Annotated in this window: 12 protein-coding genes, 3 tRNA genes and 3 pseudogenes; 11 read left to right on the top strand and 7 right to left on the bottom strand. The window is 73.5% G+C overall.

The features are described from left to right. A partial coding sequence (locus B0E53_RS20970) for a hypothetical protein (RefSeq protein ID WP_246835521.1) occupies positions 1-1072 on the top strand: 1072 nt, incomplete at its 5' end. 273 nt (positions 1073-1345) lie between these two features. Beyond that, positions 1346-2968 (top strand): chaperonin GroEL, encoded by a 1623-nt coding sequence (gene groL, locus B0E53_RS20965; RefSeq protein WP_091317388.1) that lies wholly within the window; start codon positions 1346-1348, stop codon positions 2966-2968. A 64-nt stretch (positions 2969-3032) separates the two neighbouring features. Here the strand turns inward: groL and B0E53_RS20960 are convergent, their stop codons facing one another. The 3 genes and pseudogenes from B0E53_RS20960 to B0E53_RS20950 form a co-directional block, all read right to left on the bottom strand. Beyond that, positions 3033-3275, bottom strand: a complete 243-nt coding sequence (locus B0E53_RS20960; protein WP_107077621.1) for a hypothetical protein — start codon at positions 3273-3275, stop codon at positions 3033-3035. 85 nt (positions 3276-3360) lie between these two features. Continuing rightward, positions 3361-4288 (bottom strand): annotated as a pseudogene (locus B0E53_RS20955) (GNAT family N-acetyltransferase). Between the two features lie 43 nt (positions 4289-4331). Continuing rightward, positions 4332-5334: pseudogene (locus tag B0E53_RS20950) on the bottom strand (S8 family serine peptidase); the annotation flags it as partial. A 251-nt stretch (positions 5335-5585) separates the two neighbouring features. Between B0E53_RS20950 and B0E53_RS20945 the strand changes: the two are divergent. The 4 genes from B0E53_RS20945 (at position 5586) to B0E53_RS20930 (ending at position 7003) form a co-directional block, all read left to right on the top strand. Beyond that, positions 5586-6389, top strand: a complete 804-nt coding sequence (locus B0E53_RS20945) for a fumarylacetoacetate hydrolase family protein (RefSeq protein ID WP_107077620.1) — start codon at positions 5586-5588, stop codon at positions 6387-6389. Between the two features lie 106 nt (positions 6390-6495). Then, positions 6496-6567: transfer RNA gene (locus B0E53_RS20940), tRNA-Gln, on the top strand. 136 nt (positions 6568-6703) lie between these two features. After that, a tRNA-Glu gene (locus B0E53_RS20935) sits at positions 6704-6776 on the top strand. A 151-nt stretch (positions 6777-6927) separates the two neighbouring features. Then, positions 6928-7003, top strand: a tRNA-Glu gene (locus tag B0E53_RS20930). Positions 7004-7087: 84 nt separating this feature from the next. On the opposite strand, the gene B0E53_RS20925 is transcribed toward B0E53_RS20930, so the two are convergent. Next, positions 7088-7774: an IclR family transcriptional regulator gene (locus tag B0E53_RS20925; protein WP_013284529.1), complete on the bottom strand. Its 687-nt coding sequence runs from the start codon at positions 7772-7774 to the stop codon at positions 7088-7090. A 49-nt stretch (positions 7775-7823) separates the two neighbouring features. Here B0E53_RS20925 and leuC point away from each other — a divergent pair, with 49 nt between their 5' ends. From leuC to B0E53_RS20905, 5 genes are all read left to right on the top strand, one after another. After that, on the top strand, positions 7824-9266 hold the full coding sequence (gene leuC / locus B0E53_RS20920) for a 3-isopropylmalate dehydratase large subunit (protein WP_107077619.1): 1443 nt from the start codon (positions 7824-7826) through the stop codon (positions 9264-9266). Between the two features lie 15 nt (positions 9267-9281). Then, a complete protein-coding gene (gene leuD / locus B0E53_RS20915) occupies positions 9282-9869 on the top strand; it encodes a 3-isopropylmalate dehydratase small subunit (RefSeq protein ID WP_091312584.1) in 588 nt (195 codons plus the stop codon). Positions 9870-10029: 160 nt separating this feature from the next. Next, complete coding sequence (locus tag B0E53_RS20910) at positions 10030-10674, top strand: HU family DNA-binding protein (RefSeq protein WP_107077618.1); 645 nt, start codon at positions 10030-10032, stop codon at positions 10672-10674. A gap of 132 nt (positions 10675-10806) precedes the next feature. Further along, on the top strand, positions 10807-11115 hold the full coding sequence (locus tag B0E53_RS39545; RefSeq protein WP_246835520.1) for a hypothetical protein: 309 nt from the start codon (positions 10807-10809) through the stop codon (positions 11113-11115). After that, entirely contained in the window at positions 11112-12359 is a 1248-nt protein-coding gene (locus B0E53_RS20905; RefSeq protein WP_246835519.1) for an endonuclease/exonuclease/phosphatase family protein, read from the top strand. The genes B0E53_RS39545 and B0E53_RS20905 overlap by 4 nt, the downstream gene beginning before the upstream one ends. Positions 12360-12442: 83 nt before the next feature. Here the strand turns inward: B0E53_RS20905 and B0E53_RS20900 are convergent, their stop codons facing one another. The 3 genes and pseudogenes from B0E53_RS20900 to B0E53_RS40420 form a co-directional block, all read right to left on the bottom strand. Continuing rightward, positions 12443-13324 carry an NUDIX hydrolase gene (locus B0E53_RS20900; RefSeq protein ID WP_107077617.1) on the bottom strand — a complete coding sequence of 294 codons (882 nt, stop codon included), beginning with the start codon at positions 13322-13324 and terminating at the stop codon, positions 12443-12445. A 40-nt stretch (positions 13325-13364) separates the two neighbouring features. After that, positions 13365-15653, bottom strand: coding sequence for an RNA degradosome polyphosphate kinase (locus B0E53_RS20895; protein ID WP_210406158.1), 2289 nt, complete (start codon positions 15651-15653; stop codon positions 13365-13367). Positions 15654-15707: 54 nt separating this feature from the next. Beyond that, positions 15708-16075, bottom strand: a pseudogene (locus tag B0E53_RS40420) (2-phospho-L-lactate guanylyltransferase); the annotation flags it as partial.

Below are 16075 nucleotides of genomic sequence, written 5' to 3'. Positions count from 1 at the left end.
GGCCGCCCCGGGCGGGTTCGCCGCCCCCGGCCAGCCCGGATCCGGCGGCCCGCAGCCCTGGGACCCGTACCGGACGGATCCGGCCGGGCCGCAGCCCTGGGACCCGTACCGGACGGACCCGGCCGGGCCGCCGCAGGGTTGGACCTGGCCGGCCGGTGCCGCTCCGCTGCCCGGCGCGGCCTATCCCGGCTACCCGCTGCCCGGCCAGCCGTACGGCTGGCATCCGGGCCTCGACCCGCAGGACCCGCTGGTCACCCCGCCGCACGCGGGCGTCGGCGGCTGGTTCAGCCGATGCGGGGGCGCGCTGCGGCGCGGCTGGCGGCAGCTCCTGCCGATCATGCTGCTCACCCAGACGGTTCCGGCGGCGGTGATCGCGGTCCTCTCCCTCGCCTTCGCTCCGACCGACCAGCCGGCCACCGGCCCGGACGGCGCCCCGGTGCTGCCCAGCGGCTACTTCGAGCACATTTTCGCCTTCTACGGCGTGGTGCTCCTCGCCGCCCTGATCTTCGGCCCGCTGCAGAGCACCGGCTGGGCCGCCGGCACCTGGGTGGTCGCCCGCCAGGCGGCCGGCGAGCCGGTCCGGGTCGGGGCCGCCCTCCGCTACGGGCTGCGCCGCGCCCTCGGCCTCTGGGGCTGGACCCTCGTGGCCTCGCTGCTGATCACGGTCGGCGCCTGCTTCTGCCTGCTGCCCGGCCTCTACGCGGCCTTCGCGTTCGCCCTGTTCGGCCCGATCTACCTGTTCGAGCGGCAGGAGCCGATCGGCCGTGCCTGGCGGATGTTCCACCAGCGGTTCGGCATGGTGCTGGGCCGGGTCGCGCTGGTCATGTGCGCGCTGGTCGCCGCGGCGGTGCTCGACGGCGTGCTGGGCGCGATCAACCAGCTCGCCTTCGGCGTGGACCCGATGGCCGCCCCGGGCTCGGCCGCCGGCGCCGTGACGGTGGCCGTGGTGGGCGCGGTGCTGGCCACCCCGGCCTACCTGGCGCAGCTCGTCGGGCTGGTCGCCGCGTACGCCGAACAGCGGGCGCAGGAAGGGCCGGTGAACGCCGCCCGACTGGCCGCGGAACTCGGCTGAGCGGGGCCGTCGTGCTTGCACTCGGCTAGGGAGAGTGCTAAACAAGTCATTGGCACTCGCGTACGGTGAGTGCCAATGGTCGGGGCGGTAGGGCCACGGTCGCGCCGGTGTCGAAATGGCGCCGGGGTGGCACGGGGCCGGTCGTCGCGGGCTGTCCGGCCCGACCGAGGAGACGTCGTCGTCGCCAGGTGACGACGTCCCAAGGTGCGTACACCAGACGGCCCATCCGGGAACCCTCGGGTGGCCCGTGAGTGTCCAGGAGGACAACGCCGTATGGCCAAGATGATCGCGTTCGACGAAGAGGCGCGCCGCGGCCTCGAGCGGGGCATGAACCAGCTCGCCGACGCCGTGAAGGTGACCCTCGGCCCCAAGGGCCGCAACGTGGTGCTCGAGAAGAAGTGGGGTGCCCCCACCATCACCAACGATGGTGTGAGCATCGCCAAGGAGATCGAGCTCGAGGACCCCTACGAGAAGATCGGCGCCGAGCTGGTCAAGGAGGTCGCGAAGAAGACCGACGACGTGGCCGGTGACGGCACGACGACGGCGACCGTCCTGGCCCAGGCCCTGGTTCGTGAGGGTCTGCGCAACGTGGCCGCCGGCGCCAACCCGATGGCCCTGAAGCGGGGCATCGAGGCCGCCGTGGCCAACGTCTCGGAGGAGCTGCTGAAGCTCGCCAAGGACGTGGAGACCAAGGAGCAGATCGCCTCCACCGCCTCCATCTCCGCCGCTGACCCCAGCGTCGGCGAGATCATCGCCGAGGCGATGGACAAGGTCGGCAAGGAAGGCGTCATCACCGTCGAGGAGAGCAACACCTTCGGCCTCGAGCTCGAGCTCACCGAGGGCATGCGCTTCGACAAGGGCTACATCTCCGCCTACTTCATGACCGACCCGGAGCGTATGGAGGCCGTCTTCGACGACCCGTACCTCCTGATCGTCAACAGCAAGATCTCGTCGGTGAAGGACCTGCTCCCGATCCTCGAGAAGGTCATGCAGTCGGGCAAGCCGCTGCTGATCATCTCCGAGGACATCGAGGGCGAGGCCCTGGCCACCCTGGTCGTCAACAAGGTCCGTGGCACCTTCAAGTCGGTCGCCGTCAAGGCGCCGGGCTTCGGTGACCGCCGCAAGGCCATGCTGGCCGACATCGCCATCCTCACCGGTGGTCAGGTCATCAGCGAGGAGGTCGGCCTCAAGCTCGACGCCGTCAGCCTCGACATGCTGGGCCGCGCCCGCAAGGTCGTGGTGACCAAGGACGAGACCACCATCGTGGACGGTGCCGGCGACGCCGACCAGATCCAGGGCCGGGTCAACCAGATCCGGGCCGAGATCGAGAAGAGCGACTCCGACTACGACCGCGAGAAGCTGCAGGAGCGCCTGGCCAAGCTGGCCGGCGGTGTTGCGGTGATCAAGGTCGGCGCGGCCACCGAGGTCGAGCTGAAGGAGCGCAAGCACCGCATCGAGGACGCCGTCCGCAATGCGAAGGCCGCCGTCGAGGAGGGCATCGTCCCGGGTGGTGGCGTCGCGCTGGTGCAGGCCGGCAAGACCGCCTTCGACAAGCTGGACCTGGCCGGCGACGAGGCGACCGGCGCGCAGATCGTCAAGATCGCGCTGGACGCCCCGCTGCGGCAGATCGCCGTCAACGCCGGCCTCGAGGGTGGCGTCGTCGTCGAGCGGGTCCGCAACCTCGACCCGGGTCACGGCCTCAACGCCGCGACCGGCGAGTACGTGGACCTGCTGGCCGCGGGCATCATCGACCCGGCCAAGGTGACCCGTTCCGCGCTGCAGAACGCCGCCTCGATCGCCGCGCTGTTCCTCACCACCGAGGCCGTCGTGGCGGACAAGCCGGAGAAGACCCCGGCCGCCCCGGCTGGCCCGGGTGGCGGGGAGATGGACTTCTGAGTCCAGCTCCACCAGTACGCCGAGGGGGCGGGCCGCGTCAGCGGTCCGCCCCCTTCCGTGTGTCTCAGGTCGGCAGTCGGCGTTGGTTGCGTCGCTTGTGTGCCCGGTCGTACGGCGGTGAGATCCGGGTCGGTTCGTCCACCGGTTGCCGCGGTTCCCCGGTGGCCGGTCCGGTGGCGCCGGTCATCTCCGCGAGCTGCTCGGCGTCGCCGAAGTCGAGCCGGTCGAACGGCAGCTGCCCGGGAAGTTCGCCGACCGGGCGCCAGCTCGCCGGCTGGTCGTCGGTCCGTTCGTCGTCCGTGGTCATGCCCGCCTCCTCTAATTTCCGACCGTAGGGGCCGGTCGATGGCCGAGGAGGCCGAACGGGGTTATTACCGTCTATGTAACTTTAGTTACTTCTGTCCGTTAAGTGCCTTCCGGTAGAGGAAGAACACCCGCTCGATCCGCGCGCCTGCCGCCCCCGAGTAGAACGGCACCGGGCCCACCCAGCCGATCTGCGCCGCCTCGACCCCGGCCGCCGCCTGGTCGCGCAGGCAGCGCGGAGCAGCCCCCGCCGATGCCCGAGCCCTCGGCCGCCGGGGCGGTCCCCATCGGCCCGAACCAGCTCGGCCGGGACGACCCGTACGCGGCGAAGCCGAGGATCTCGCCGTCCCGCTCGGCCAGGTGCGCGCCCGCGTCCGGCCGCCCCACCGAGCCGGCCAGCTCGCCGTCCCAGGCCCCGCCGAAGGTGGCCCGGGCGAAACCGGCCAGCGCCGGCAGGTCCGCCGGCTCGGCCCGGCGTACCGTCACGCCCCGCCCGGCCAGCCGCTGCTCGGCGGCCTCCGTGGAGCGCAGCGCCGCCGAGCCCTCGCTCAGGTCGGCGGTCATGTTCCAGGCCGTCCGGTCCTGCCGGTAGCCGAGCCGCAGCGCGGCGCAGACCGCCGGGGTGTAGCGCACGTCGATGCCCGGCCAGGCGTACTGCGGCGGGTTTCCGGCCAGCAGCAGCTCGGCCGCGCCGAGCGCGGCGAGCCGGGCCTCCGCCCCGGCCAGCAGCCCACCGCCGATCCCCTGGCGGCGCTCCTCCGGCGCCACGGCCAGCAGGTCGACGTGACCGAGCCGCGGATCCTGGGCGGACAGCGAGCCGACCAGCACCCCGACCAGCGCGCCGCCGCGGACCGCGCCGAGGCGCAGCACCGTCCGGTCGGCCGCCGCCCGCTCGGCGAGGGTGGCCACGATCGCCCGCGCCTCGGCGGCGTCCTCCGGCAGGTCGAGGGCGCGCCGGCAGAGGTCGACGACCTCGGGCAGACGGTCGGCACCCAGCTCGATGATCTCCACGTCCATGGACGCCGACCCTAGGCCATCCGCCGGGCAATGGACAGGGTTGTTAACCGAGGTCCGCGGCCCGGGCGGCGCGGACCGCCGCGTACGCGTCGACCAGGCCGGCGCCGACCAGGTTCCGGGCACCCCCGCAGGGCGCGTCGGCGGGCGAACCGGCCGGGGTGGCCGTGTCGGCCAGGATGCGGCGGGTGCGGTCCAGGTCGCCGACCAGCGCCGGGTTGGCCGACCACATGAGCGCCACCACCCCGGCCACCTGGGGAGTCGCCATCGAGGTGCCGTCCAGGGTCGCGTAGCCGCCCCCCGGGTACGCCGACGGCACCCCGGCACCGGGCGCGACCAGGTCCGGCTTGGCGGCGCCCCCGGCCGCCGGCCCCCGGGCTGGAGAACCGGGTGAGCCGGCGGGCCCGGTCGACCGCCCCGACCGTGAGCACGTCCGGGTACGGTGCCGGCGGGTCGGCGATGGAGCCGCAGTACGGGCCGGTGTTGCCGGCGGCGGCCACCACCAGGATGCCGGCCGCGGCCAGCGCGGCGGTCGCCGGGCGCAACGCCCCCGGGTCGCAGCCCTCCACCGGCGGGCAGCCCCACGAGTTGGTCAGCACGTCCGGCGCCCGTTGCGGCCGCCCGTCGGTGAGCGGATCCCCGCCGGGCGGGAACGGGGCCAGCATGAACTGGAGGCAGTCCAGGTAGCGCGCCGGGCTGCCCAGGTTGCGGTCCAGGTTGACGCAACCGACCCAGCTCGCGCCGGGGGCCACCCCGATGCCGTTCCGGCCCACCGCGCTGCCCACCGTGTGGGTGCCGTGGCCACCGCGGTCGGCCGGCGTCCGGCGGTGCTCCCAGGGGTCGTACCAGGAGTCGTCGCCGCCCCGGAAGCCCGCGGCCAGTGCCGGGTGCCGACCGTCCACCCCGGAGTCCGAGCTGCCCACCACCACGCCGGCGCCGGTGACGCCCAGCTCCGACCAGACCCGGTCCGCGCCGATCAGCGAGACGTTCCAGGTCGGACCGGTCGGCGCCGGCACGTCGCCCCGGGCCGGGGGCGCCGCCGCGGGCAGCGCCGGCACGGCGGCCATGATGCCGAGGCAGTTCACGAGCACTGCCAGGGTCCTGTGGTGTCGTCTCGATGCAGGCATACGAACGAACCTCCGGCCCCGAAGCTATGGGGCCGGGCCCGCCGGGCGGGTACGAAGCCGGCAATCCCGCCCCGGCCGGCGCGGGCCGGCGTATCCTGGCGCGCCACCCGCCCGGCGGAGGGCGTGGCCGCGTCCGGCGTGGCCCGGCCGGGCGTCGGGGATAGATTGGCCGGGTGCGTATCGCTCGTTTCGCTCATGCCAAGGGAATGTCGTTCGGAGTCGTCGAGGGCGAGCCGGAGGCCGGGCCGCAGGGCCTGACCATCGCCGAGATCGAGGGCCATCCGTTCGGGCAGATCCAGTTCTCCGGCGCCCGCTGGGCGCTCTCCGACGTCCGGCTGCTCTCGCCGATCCTGCCGAGCAAGGTGGTCTGTGTCGGCCGCAACTACGCCGAACACGCCGCCGAGCACGGCAGCGAGGTGCCCAAGGAGCCGCTGCTCTTCCTCAAGCCGTCCACCTCGGTGATCGGTCCCCGGGACGCCATCCGGCTGCCCGTCTTCTCGAAGCAGGTCGAGCACGAGGCGGAGCTGGCCGTGGTGATCGGCGCGCCGGGCGCGCGCCGGGCCGACCGGGCCGCCGCCGAGCGGGCCATCTTCGGCTACACCTGCGCCAACGACGTCACCGCGCGGGACCTCCAGCGCTCCGACGGGCAGTGGACCCGGGCCAAGGGCTTCGACTCGTTCTGCCCGATCGGGCCGTGGATCACCACCGGGCTGGACGTCACCGACCTGGAGGTCCGCTGTGAGGTCGGTCGCAACCCGGAGGAGATGGAGGTACGCCAGCTCGGCCGGACCAAGGACATGGTCTTCGACGTGCCGGCCCTGGTGTCGTACATCTCCCACGTCATGACGTTGCTCCCCGGTGACGTGGTGCTGACCGGCACGCCGGCCGGGGTTAGCCCGCTCACCGACGGGGATACGGTCACCGTGCGGATCGAGGGGATCGGCGAACTCACCAACCCGGTGGTACCGGTCGCCTGACGCGTCCGACGCCTCGTTTCCGCAGCTCAGTGGCGGTTCGGGGGGGTGGATTTGGCCTGCCGGCACCGGGAGGGTAAAGTTCATTCCCGGCGCCGCAAGGGGCCAATGGGGTATGGGGTAATTGGCAGCCCGACTGATTCTGGTTCAGTTAGTCTAGGTTCGAGTCCTGGTACCCCAGCGCAACCGCGGATTCGCGAGAATCCCGGACGCTGGATTCTGGCGGAGTTCCGCTCCGTTCCTCGCGAGAGGGGCGGGAGATGATCTCTGATAGAGTGCAGCTTCCCGCCCGCGAGGGCGCGGAAGCACGAAGTTCTGGCCCCGTCGTCTAGCGGCCCAGGACGCCGCCCTCTCAAGGCGGTAGCGCCGGTTCGAATCCGGTCGGGGCTACAGCACGCACGGCCCGTCCCACCTCATGGGGCGGGCTGTTTCGCTTTCTCCGCCCGCCTGGGGCACCCGACCCCCTCGACGGGGGGCGGACGTGGTGCCGCTAGACTACTGCCGCACCGCTCGGCAGGGCGGTGAAGCAGGAAAAGTGCCTGGCCCCGTCGTCTAGCGGCCCAGGACGCCGCCCTCTCAAGGCGGTAGCGCCGGTTCGAATCCGGTCGGGGCTACCACACGAACGGCCCGTCTCGCGTGAGCGAGGCGGGCCGTTCGCCGTTCGGCCCTGCGCTTCCGCCTCCGGGGGCGAAGGGGTGGGGTCAGAGGCCGGAGAGGCGTTGGCCGGCGCGGACGACGGCCATGGCGTGGCGTTCGCCGGGGCGGCGGCCCAGGCGCTCGATCGGGCCGGAGATGCTGATCGCGGCGATGACCCGGCCGGTGCGGTCGCGGATCGGGGCCGAGACGCTCGCCACACCGGCCTCCCGCTCGGCGACGCTCTGCGCCCAGCCGCGGCGGCGTACCTCGGCGAGGGTGCGGCCGGTGAACTTCGACCGGGGCAGCAGCGGCATGACCGCCTCGGGTGGCTCCCAGGCGAGCAGGATCTGCGCCGCCGAGCCGGCCGTCATGGGCAGCACCGAGCCGACCGGCACGGTGTCCCGCAGGCCGCTGGCTCGCTCGGCCGCGGCCACGCAGATCCGCTCGTCGGCGCGGCGCAGGTAGAGCTGGGCGCTCTCCCCGGTGGCGTCCCGCAGCGCGGCGAGCAGCGGCTCGGCCGCGGTCAGCAGCACGTCCGGTGCGGCGTTGGCCAGCTCGCCGAGCCGGGGGCCGGGGCGCCAGCGGCCCTGGGTGTCCCGGACCAGCATCCGGTGGATCTCCAGCGCCTGTGCCAGCCGGTGCGCGGTGGCCCTGGGCAGCTTGGTCCGTTCAACGAGTTCGGCAAGGCTGGCGCCGTCGACGCAGGCGGCCAGGATGACCACCGCCTTGTCGAGAACGCCGACACCGCTCATACTGTGTCCCACAAGCCGAAATTTACCTCCCAGAATTTAGGATGTCCAGATGGTGGGAGTCACTCAACCGAGGACCCTGGCCGAGAAGGTCTGGGACGCGCACGTCGTCCGCTCCGCCACGGGCGAGCCGGACCTGCTCTACATCGACCTGCACCTCCTCCACGAGGTCACCAGCCCGCAGGCGTTCGACGGGCTGCGCCTGGCCGGCCGTCGGGTCCGCCGCACCGACCTGACGATCGCGACCGAGGACCACAACACCCCGACCGGGTACGACGACCCGGCCTTCCGCTCCCGGCGCGGCGACCTGCTCACGATCGCGGACCCCACCTCCCGCACCCAGATCGAGACGCTGCGCCGCAACTGCGCCGAGTTCGGCGTACGGCTGCACCCGCTGGGCGACGAGAACCAGGGCATCGTGCACGTCATCGGCCCGCAGCTCGGCCTCACCCAGCCGGGCACGACGATCGTCTGCGGCGACTCGCACACCGCCACCCACGGCGCGTTCGGTGCGCTCGCCTTCGGCATCGGCACCAGCGAGGTCGAGCACGTGCTGGCCACCCAGACGCTGCCCCAGGCCCGCCCGAAGACCATGGCCGTGAACGTCACCGGCCAGCTCGCCCCGGGCGTCACCGCCAAGGACCTGGTGCTCGCCCTGATCGCCCAGGTCGGCACCGGCGGCGGGCGCGGCCACATCGTGGAGTACCGGGGCGAGGCGATCCGGAACCTCTCCATGGAGGGCCGGATGACCATCGCCAACATGTCCATCGAGTGGGGCGCCAAGGCCGGCATGATCGCGCCGGACGAGACCACCTTCGCGTACCTCAAGGGGCGGCCCCACGCGCCGCAGGGGGCCGACTGGGACGCGGCGGTGGCCTACTGGCGGACGCTGCCCACCGACGAGGGGGCGACCTTCGACACCGAGGTGACCCTGGACGCCGCCCGGATCACCCCGTTCGTCACCTGGGGCACCAACCCCGGCCAGGGCGTGCCGCTGGGCGCGGCCGTGCCGGACCCGGAGGAGTTCGTCACCGAGCCGGAGCGGGTCGCCGCCCGCCGGGCCCTGGAGTACATGGACCTGACCCCCGGCACCGCGCTGCGTGACCTGGCCGTGGACGTGGTCTTCGTGGGCTCCTGCACCAACGGCCGGCTGGAGGACCTGCGGGCCGCCGCCGACGTGCTGCGCGGGCACCAGGTCGCCGACGGCGTACGCATGCTGGTGGTGCCCGGCTCGGCCGCGGTCCGCGAGGCGGCCGAGGCGGAGGGGCTGGACAAGGTCTTCACCGACGCCGGCGCCGAGTGGCGTTTCGCCGGCTGCTCCATGTGTCTGGGCATGAACCCGGACACGCTGAAGCCCGGCGAGCGTTCCGCCTCGACCTCCAACCGCAACTTCGAGGGCCGCCAGGGCCGGGGCGGGCGTACCCACCTGGTGTCCCCGCCGGTCGCCGCCGCCACCGCCGTGGTCGGCCGGCTGGCCGCCCCCGCCGACCTGTAGAAGGGCAGCCGAGAGATGGACAAGTTCACCACCCACACCGGCACGGCCGTGCCGCTGCGCCGATCCAACGTGGACACCGACCAGATCATCCCCGCGGTGTACCTCAAGCGGGTGACCCGGACCGGATTCGCGGACGGTCTGTTCAACGCGTGGCGGGAGGACCCGTCATTCGTCCTCAACGATCCCGCCCATTCGGGCGCGTCGATTCTGATCGCCGGCCCCGAGTTCGGTACCGGATCCTCCCGGGAGCACGCCGTCTGGGCGCTGCGGGACTGGGGCTTCCGGGCCGTCATCTCGCCCCGCTTCGGCGACATCTTCCGCGGCAACGCGCTCAAGGAAGGTCTCCTTCCGGTCGAGCTGGAATTGAAAGCCGTGGAAGAACTGTGGGATCTCGTGGAATCCGAGCCGACCACGCCGATCACCGTCGACCTCGCCGCCCGCCAGGTCCACGCCGGTGACGCCACCTGGGCGTTCCCGCTGGACGACCACAGCCGTTGGCGGTTGATGGAGGGCTTGGACGACATTGGACTCACCCTCCGGCACGAGGCCGAGATCAGCGCCTACGAGGGGTCCCGGCCGTCGTTCCTGCCCTCGGTCGCCTGACCGCAGATAGCTTTTCGCCCCCACCGGTCCCGCCGGTGGGGGCGAATCCGTTACGACACAAGGGCTTTTTTCCACCGAATGTTTGTGTCCAGGCAGCACAGGGCATACCGTGCGCGCAGAATGGCTCGCGTCGAGTCAGTTGCACAATCGGGAGGAAGTCGTGAACAAGGCCGAGCTCATTGAGGCGCTCGCCGTTCGCCTGGGGGACCGGAAGACGGCGACGGCCGCGCTCGACGCGGTTCTCGCTGAGGTCCAGGCGGCGGTCACCAAGGGCGAGAAGGTGGCGATCACCGGTTTCGGAGCGTTCGAAAAGCGCATCCGGGGCGCCCGAACAGCGCGCAACCCGCGGACCGGCGAGGCGGTGAAGGTCAAGAAGACCTCCGTCCCGACGTTCCGTGCGGGCGCGGGCTTCAAGGAGATGGTGGCCAGCGGCAAGGTGCCGAAGGCCACGGCCGCAGCCAGGAAGACCGCCACGGCCGCCGCGAAGACCACGGGCGCGAAGGCGACCGGGGCCAAGGCGACCGGGGCAAAGGCGACCGCCGCGAAGAAGACCACGGCGGCGGGCGCCGCCAAGAAGACCACGGCGGCGAAGGCCACCAAGACGACCGCCGCGACCAAGAAGGCCGCGCCGGCGAAGAAGGCCGCGACCAAGACGGCCGCGGCCAAGAAGACCACCGCGGCGGCGAAGTCCACCGCCGCCAAGAAGACGACGGCCGCCAGGAAGACGACGGCCGCCAAGAGCACGGCCGCCAAGAAGGCGCCGGCGAAGAAGGCTCCGGCCAAGAAGGCCGCCACCCGGCGCTGACCGCACGGCCTGAAGGGCGCCCACCGTCCGTGGTGGGCGCCCTTTTCGTGGGTACGCGTTGACCGGCCCTCGCGCGGACCCGCAGAATCCTCGTGCCGAAAACCCCCGTCGGTCACGAGAAGAGGGGCGCCCGTGCGCCACCGTCACCTCCCCACCGTCGCGCTCGCCCTGGGCGTCGTGGTCCTGCTCGACGTGCTGCGGGTGTGGCTGCCGTCGATCATCACCATCTTCGGCCGGGCGGCCGAGACCCCGGCCGAACTCCTCGGCGCCTTCGCCCTCGGCTGGTTCGTGCTCGCCCTCGCCGCGCCCGTCCTGGTTCGCCGGCTCGGTGCGCGCCCGGTGCGCCTGGTCGCGGCCGGGTTGCTGCCTCGTACTCCTATGGGTACGGCACGTCCGACTTCCCGGGCCTCGCGCTCCCGCCCGACGGTTCCGCCTCGGTGATCCCGGCACTCGCGATCGGGTTGTTCCTGGCGGCCGCGCTCACCCGGCCTCCGGCCCGGCTCGGGCGGGTGGTCTGGCCGGCCGCCCTGCTCGCGGGCGCGGTGCTCTTCGCGGCCGACCGGCCGAACTGGCTGGGCTGGGCCTACCTGCTCGCCGCCCTCGGTCTCGGCGGCTGCCTCGCCCGCACCGACACCGGCCGGACGCAGGGCGCGGTGACGGACCCCGCCGCCGACCGGGCGACCGGGGGCGGCCGCCGCGACACCGGTGCCGCACAGCGGGGTTGGGCGGCCGTCGGCGGGATGCTGCTGTTCGCCGTCGGGTGCGTCGCCTACTACGCGGCCTACGACCTGGGCCATCCCAACGGCTGGGTGCCGGTGGGAACGGCCGGCCTGATCGCCGTGTCCGCCGTCACCGGACCGGCCCAGGCGGCCCCCGCCCTGACCGGGTACGCCCGGAGCCTCACGGCCGTCGCGCTGGCAGCGCTGGCCGGGCTGGCGGGCGCGCTGCACCGGCCGGAGCACCCCGCGACACCGCCCGATCCACGACCCGCGGCGGTACGGGTGGTGGCGTACAACATCCGGATGGGGTTCGGGCTGGACGGGCGGCTCGACCTCGACGCGCTGGCCCGGGCGGTGGACGGCAGCGGGCCGGACGTGGTGCTGCTCAGCGAGGTGGACCGGGGCTGGCTGCTCAACGGCGGCCACGACACCCTCGCCCTGCTCGCCGGGCGGCTGCGCATGCCGTACGTCTTCGCGCCGGCCGCCGATCCGGTGTGGGGCGACGCGGTGCTGAGCCGCTTCCCCGTGCGGGCCGGCGAAACCCGGCCCCTCGCGGCGCACGGCGCGCCGACCGGGGCGCAGGCGCTCGGCGTCACGCTCGACCTCGGCGGCCGGGAACTCGCGGTGGTCGCCACCCATCTGCAACCGCCGCCCGGGCAGGGCCCGGTGGCCCAGGCCCGCGAGGTCGCCGCCTTCGCCACCCGGTACGCGGCCGGCCGCCCGCTGGTGCTCGGCGGCGACCTGAACACCGAGCCCGCCGACCCGGCCTTCGCCGAGTTCACCCGGGCCGGTCTGGTCGACGCGCTGGCCGCGGCCCGCCCGCTGCGCACCAGCCCGGCCGACGACCCGCGCACGCAGATCGACCACGTCTTCGTCTCGCCGGGTCTCACCGCGTCCGGGGCGACCGCCCCGCGCAGCACCGCCAGCGACCACCTGCCGGTCGCGGTCACCATCGCCCTGCCCTGAGTCGGCAGGTACGTGAGGCGGCGGTTGTCCGACCGGACGGGACCGCCGCCTCGTCGGGCCGGCGGCAGACGGAGAACGCCCGCTCAGAGCCGGTCTGCGGCGAGCAGCCGGTCGCCGGTGAAGGCGAGCAGCCAGCCGCCGCCCTTCGGGGTGGTGAAGTCGTCGGCGGTGCCGGCCAGGTGTTCCAGCGCGGCCGGGATCACCTTGCCCTGGCTGCACACCGCGACCGGTTCCCCGTCGGCGGCCAGCGCGGTGAGCCGGGCAGCGGCGGCCAGGGCGCACTCGTCCGGCTGCTGGCCGGGCCGCGGTTCGTCGAGGTCGCCCACCACCTCGATGGGCAGGTCCAGCAGGGCGGCCGCCGGGTCGAGGGTCTGCACGCAGCGCCGGGCCGAGGCGGAGACCAGACGGGTGGGGCGGACCAGCGCCACCAGGGCGGCGAGGGCCTGCGCCTGGGCCCAGCCCTCGGCGTCCAGCGGCCGGCCGGTGTCCGGGCCGGTCCAGGTGCCCCGCTTGCCGGCGTGCGCGTGCCGGACCAGCAGCAGGGTGGCGGTGACCGGCGGCAGCGCCGCGAACGCGGCGATCACCTCGGCGTCGTGCGGGTAGCTGACCTGGCGTACCGCCCGGTCGGCGGGGAACCAGGCCACCTCGTCCACCTCGGTGTCCGGCTGGAAGCCGCCCTGCGCGGCGGCCCGCATCGACCAGTAGTCGACCGCCTTCGGCCGGCCCTCGCTGCGGTAGCGGGCGGTGGGCAGGCGTACCTGCGGCACGGCCCGGACGTCGGTCTCCTCGGCGACCTCGCGGACGGCGGCCCGCAACGGGTGTTCGCCGGCGTCCAGCTTGCCCTTGGGCAGCGACCAGTCGCCGTAGCGGGGGCGGTGCACCAGGCAGACCTCGACGCCGCCGGTGGCCGGGCGCCAGACGACCCCGCCCGCCGCCCGGATCCGCACCGGCTCGTCGTCCGTCATCCGCTCACCGTATGCCCGCCCGGAGCGCGCCGTGGTCCGCTCAGCCCGCCCTCCCGCCGACCCGGTGCAGCAGCAGGTCCTGCAGGTGGGTCAGCGGCGTGTCGTCGGTGCCGGTACGCCGCTGCCAGCCGCCGTCCGCGGCCAGCTCGAAGGCGTCCACCTCGGGGCTGAACGCGGCGGTCAGCACGTGGTCCAGCTCGGCCCGGGCCACCGGGTCGCTCACCTGCACGAGCGCCTCCACCCGGCGGTCGAGGTTGCGGTGCATCAGGTCGGCCGAGCCCATCCAGAACTCCGCGTCGCCGTTGTTGCCGAAGCGGAAGATCCGCGAGTGCTCCAGGAAGCGGCCGAGGATCGAGCGGACCCGGATGTTCTCCGACAGCCCCGGCACCCCGGGCCGCAGCGTGCACATGCCCCGGATCAGCAGGTCCACGTGGACCCCGGCCCGGGACGCCCGGTAGAGGGCGTCGGTGATCTCCTCGTCGACCAGCGCGTTCACCTTGAACTGCACCAGCCCCGGCATGCCCAGCCGGACGTGCTCGATCTCCCGCTCGATCCGCTCGACCAGGCCGCTGCGGATGCCCTGCGGGGCCACCAGCAGCCGCCGGTACGCGGTCTGCCGGCTGTAGCCGGTGAGCACGTTGAACAGGTCGGTGAGGTCGGCGCCGATCTCCGGGTCGGCGGTGAGGATGCCGAAGTCCTCGTAGAGCCGGGCGGTCTTCGGGTGGTAGTTGCCGGTGCCGATGTGGCAGTAGCGGCGGATCTGGTTGCCCTCCTGGCGTACCACCAGCGCGGTCTTGCAGTGCGTCTTCAGGCCGACCAGGCCGTAGACCACGTGGCAGCCGGCCCGCTCCAGGGTGCGCGCCCAGCCGATGTTGGCCACCTCGTCGAAGCGCGCCTTCAGCTCGACGAGCACCACCACCTGCTTGCCGGCGGCGGCCGCGTCGACGAGCGCGTCGACGATGGGGGAGTCGCCGCTGGTGCGGTAGAGGGTCTGCTTGATGGCCAGCACGTTGGGGTCGGCGGCGGCCTGCTCGATGAAGCGCTGCACGCTGGTCGCGAACGAGTGGTACGGGTGGTGCACCAGCACGTCCCCGTCCCGCAGGGTGGCGAAGACGCTGCGCGGCACCTCGCCCTCGGCGAGCCGGGGGTGGGTGGCCGGCACGAACGGCGGGTCCTTGAGGTCCGGGCGGTCGGCCTCGCCGTACACCTGCCAGAGCGCGGAGAGGTCGAGCAGGCCGCGGACCCGGAGCACGTCGTGGCCGTCCATGTCCAGCTCGCGGACGAGCAGCTCCAGCATGTGGTCGGAGATGGAGGCGGCCACCTCCAGCCGCACCGGCGGGCCGAAGCGGCGCCGGGCCAGCTCCCGTTCGAGGGCCTGGAGCAGGTCCTCGTCGCGGTCCTCGTCCACCTCCACCTCGGCGTTGCGGGTCACTCGGAACAGGTGGCACTCGACCACCTGCATGCCGGAGAAGAGCTGCCCGAGGTGCACCGAGATGAGGTCCTCCACCGGCAGGAAGCGCACCCCCGGCTGGTCGCGGGCCACCCGCACGAACCGGGGCACGTTGTTCGGCACCTTCACCCGGGCGAACAGCTCCGAGCCGCCGTCCGGGTCGCGCACCGAGACGGCCAGGTTCAGCGACCGGCCCGAGATGTACGGGAACGGGTGCGCCGGGTCCACGGCGAGCGGGGTGAGCACCGGGAAGATGTGCTCCCGGAACCAGGTGCGCAGCCGTTCCCGCTCGGCGTCGTCGAGGTCGCTCCAGCGCAGGATCCGGATGTCCTCCTCGGCGAGCTTCGGCAGCACGTCGTCGACGAAGCAGGCGGCGTGCCGGGCGACCAGGTCGGTGGTCTTCTCGGTGATCAGCTCCAGCTGGGTCCGCAGCGGCAGCCGGTCGCCGCCGCGTACCGGCAGGCCGGCGGAGAGCCGGCGCTTCAGCCCGGCCACCCGCACCATGTAGAACTCGTCCAGGTTGCTGGCGAAGATGGCCAGGAACTTGGCCCGCTCCAGCAGCGGGGTGCGGGGGTCCTCGGCCAGCGCCAGCACCCGGGCGTTGAAGTCGAGCCAGGAGATTTCCCGGTTGAAGAACCGGTCCTCGGGCAGCGGCAGGGCCGCGGGCGGCTCCGCCTGCGGGCCCGGCCCCTCGACCGGGTCCAGCGACTCCTCCAGCCCGGCGGAGGCCGCCGCCGCGGGCTCGGGGCTGACGCTCTCCTCGGGCGGGCGTACGCGGCGGAACCGGCCGTCGGTGCCGCGGGTGGACGCGCCGTTGCGGGGCGCGTCGGGGTCGAGGACGTGCCGGGGACCGTCGGGGTGCTCGCGAGGGGTGCTCACCACCTCATGATTCCCCGACAACGGTGAACGGAAAATGAACTCGGGGCAGGTTGGTCACGCCATCGTCGGCAATGTCACCCGGACGACCTCGCCGGCGGCGTCCCGCTCGATGCGGACCCGCTGCCCGAGCCGGAGCAGCCGCAGCCCGGAGGCGTCGAAGGCGCGGGCCGGGAAGGCCAGCTCGGTGCCGTCGTCGAGGAGCAGCATCCCGCTGCGGGTCGACGCGTCGTAGGTGGCCACCGTGCCCTGCATGCCAGCACCGTACCCGACGTCCCGGCCGTCCCGGACCAGCAGCGCGGCGGTGCGCGGGCCGGCGCCGAGCCGGGCGGCGGCGGTCAGGTCGGCCACCGTGTCCACGTCCCGGCGCAGGGTGGGCCAGCCGCCGGCCAGCGCCAGCGCCCCGCTCGCCGTGTGCGCCGCCG

The sequence above is a fragment of the Micromonospora sp. MH33 genome, assembly GCF_003013775.1.
Lineage (GTDB): Bacteria > Actinomycetota > Actinomycetes > Mycobacteriales > Micromonosporaceae > Micromonospora > Micromonospora fulviviridis.
This window is presented reverse-complemented; position numbering and strand designations above follow the sequence as displayed.

What these genes read in the sequence shown, in the direction of transcription:
- B0E53_RS20900 (WP_107077617.1), bottom strand. Translation starts at nt 13,324, where the DNA reads ATGACGGACGACGAGCCGGTGCGGATCCGGGCGGCGGGCGGGGTCGTC.
- leuC (WP_107077619.1), top strand. Translation starts at nt 7,824, where the DNA reads ATGGTGGGAGTCACTCAACCGAGGACCCTGGCCGAGAAGGTCTGGGAC.
- B0E53_RS20925 (WP_013284529.1), bottom strand. Translation starts at nt 7,774, where the DNA reads ATGAGCGGTGTCGGCGTTCTCGACAAGGCGGTGGTCATCCTGGCCGCC.
- groL (WP_091317388.1), top strand. Translation starts at nt 1,346, where the DNA reads ATGGCCAAGATGATCGCGTTCGACGAAGAGGCGCGCCGCGGCCTCGAG.
- B0E53_RS20960 (WP_107077621.1), bottom strand. Translation starts at nt 3,275, where the DNA reads ATGACCACGGACGACGAACGGACCGACGACCAGCCGGCGAGCTGGCGC.
- leuD (WP_091312584.1), top strand. Translation starts at nt 9,282, where the DNA reads ATGGACAAGTTCACCACCCACACCGGCACGGCCGTGCCGCTGCGCCGA.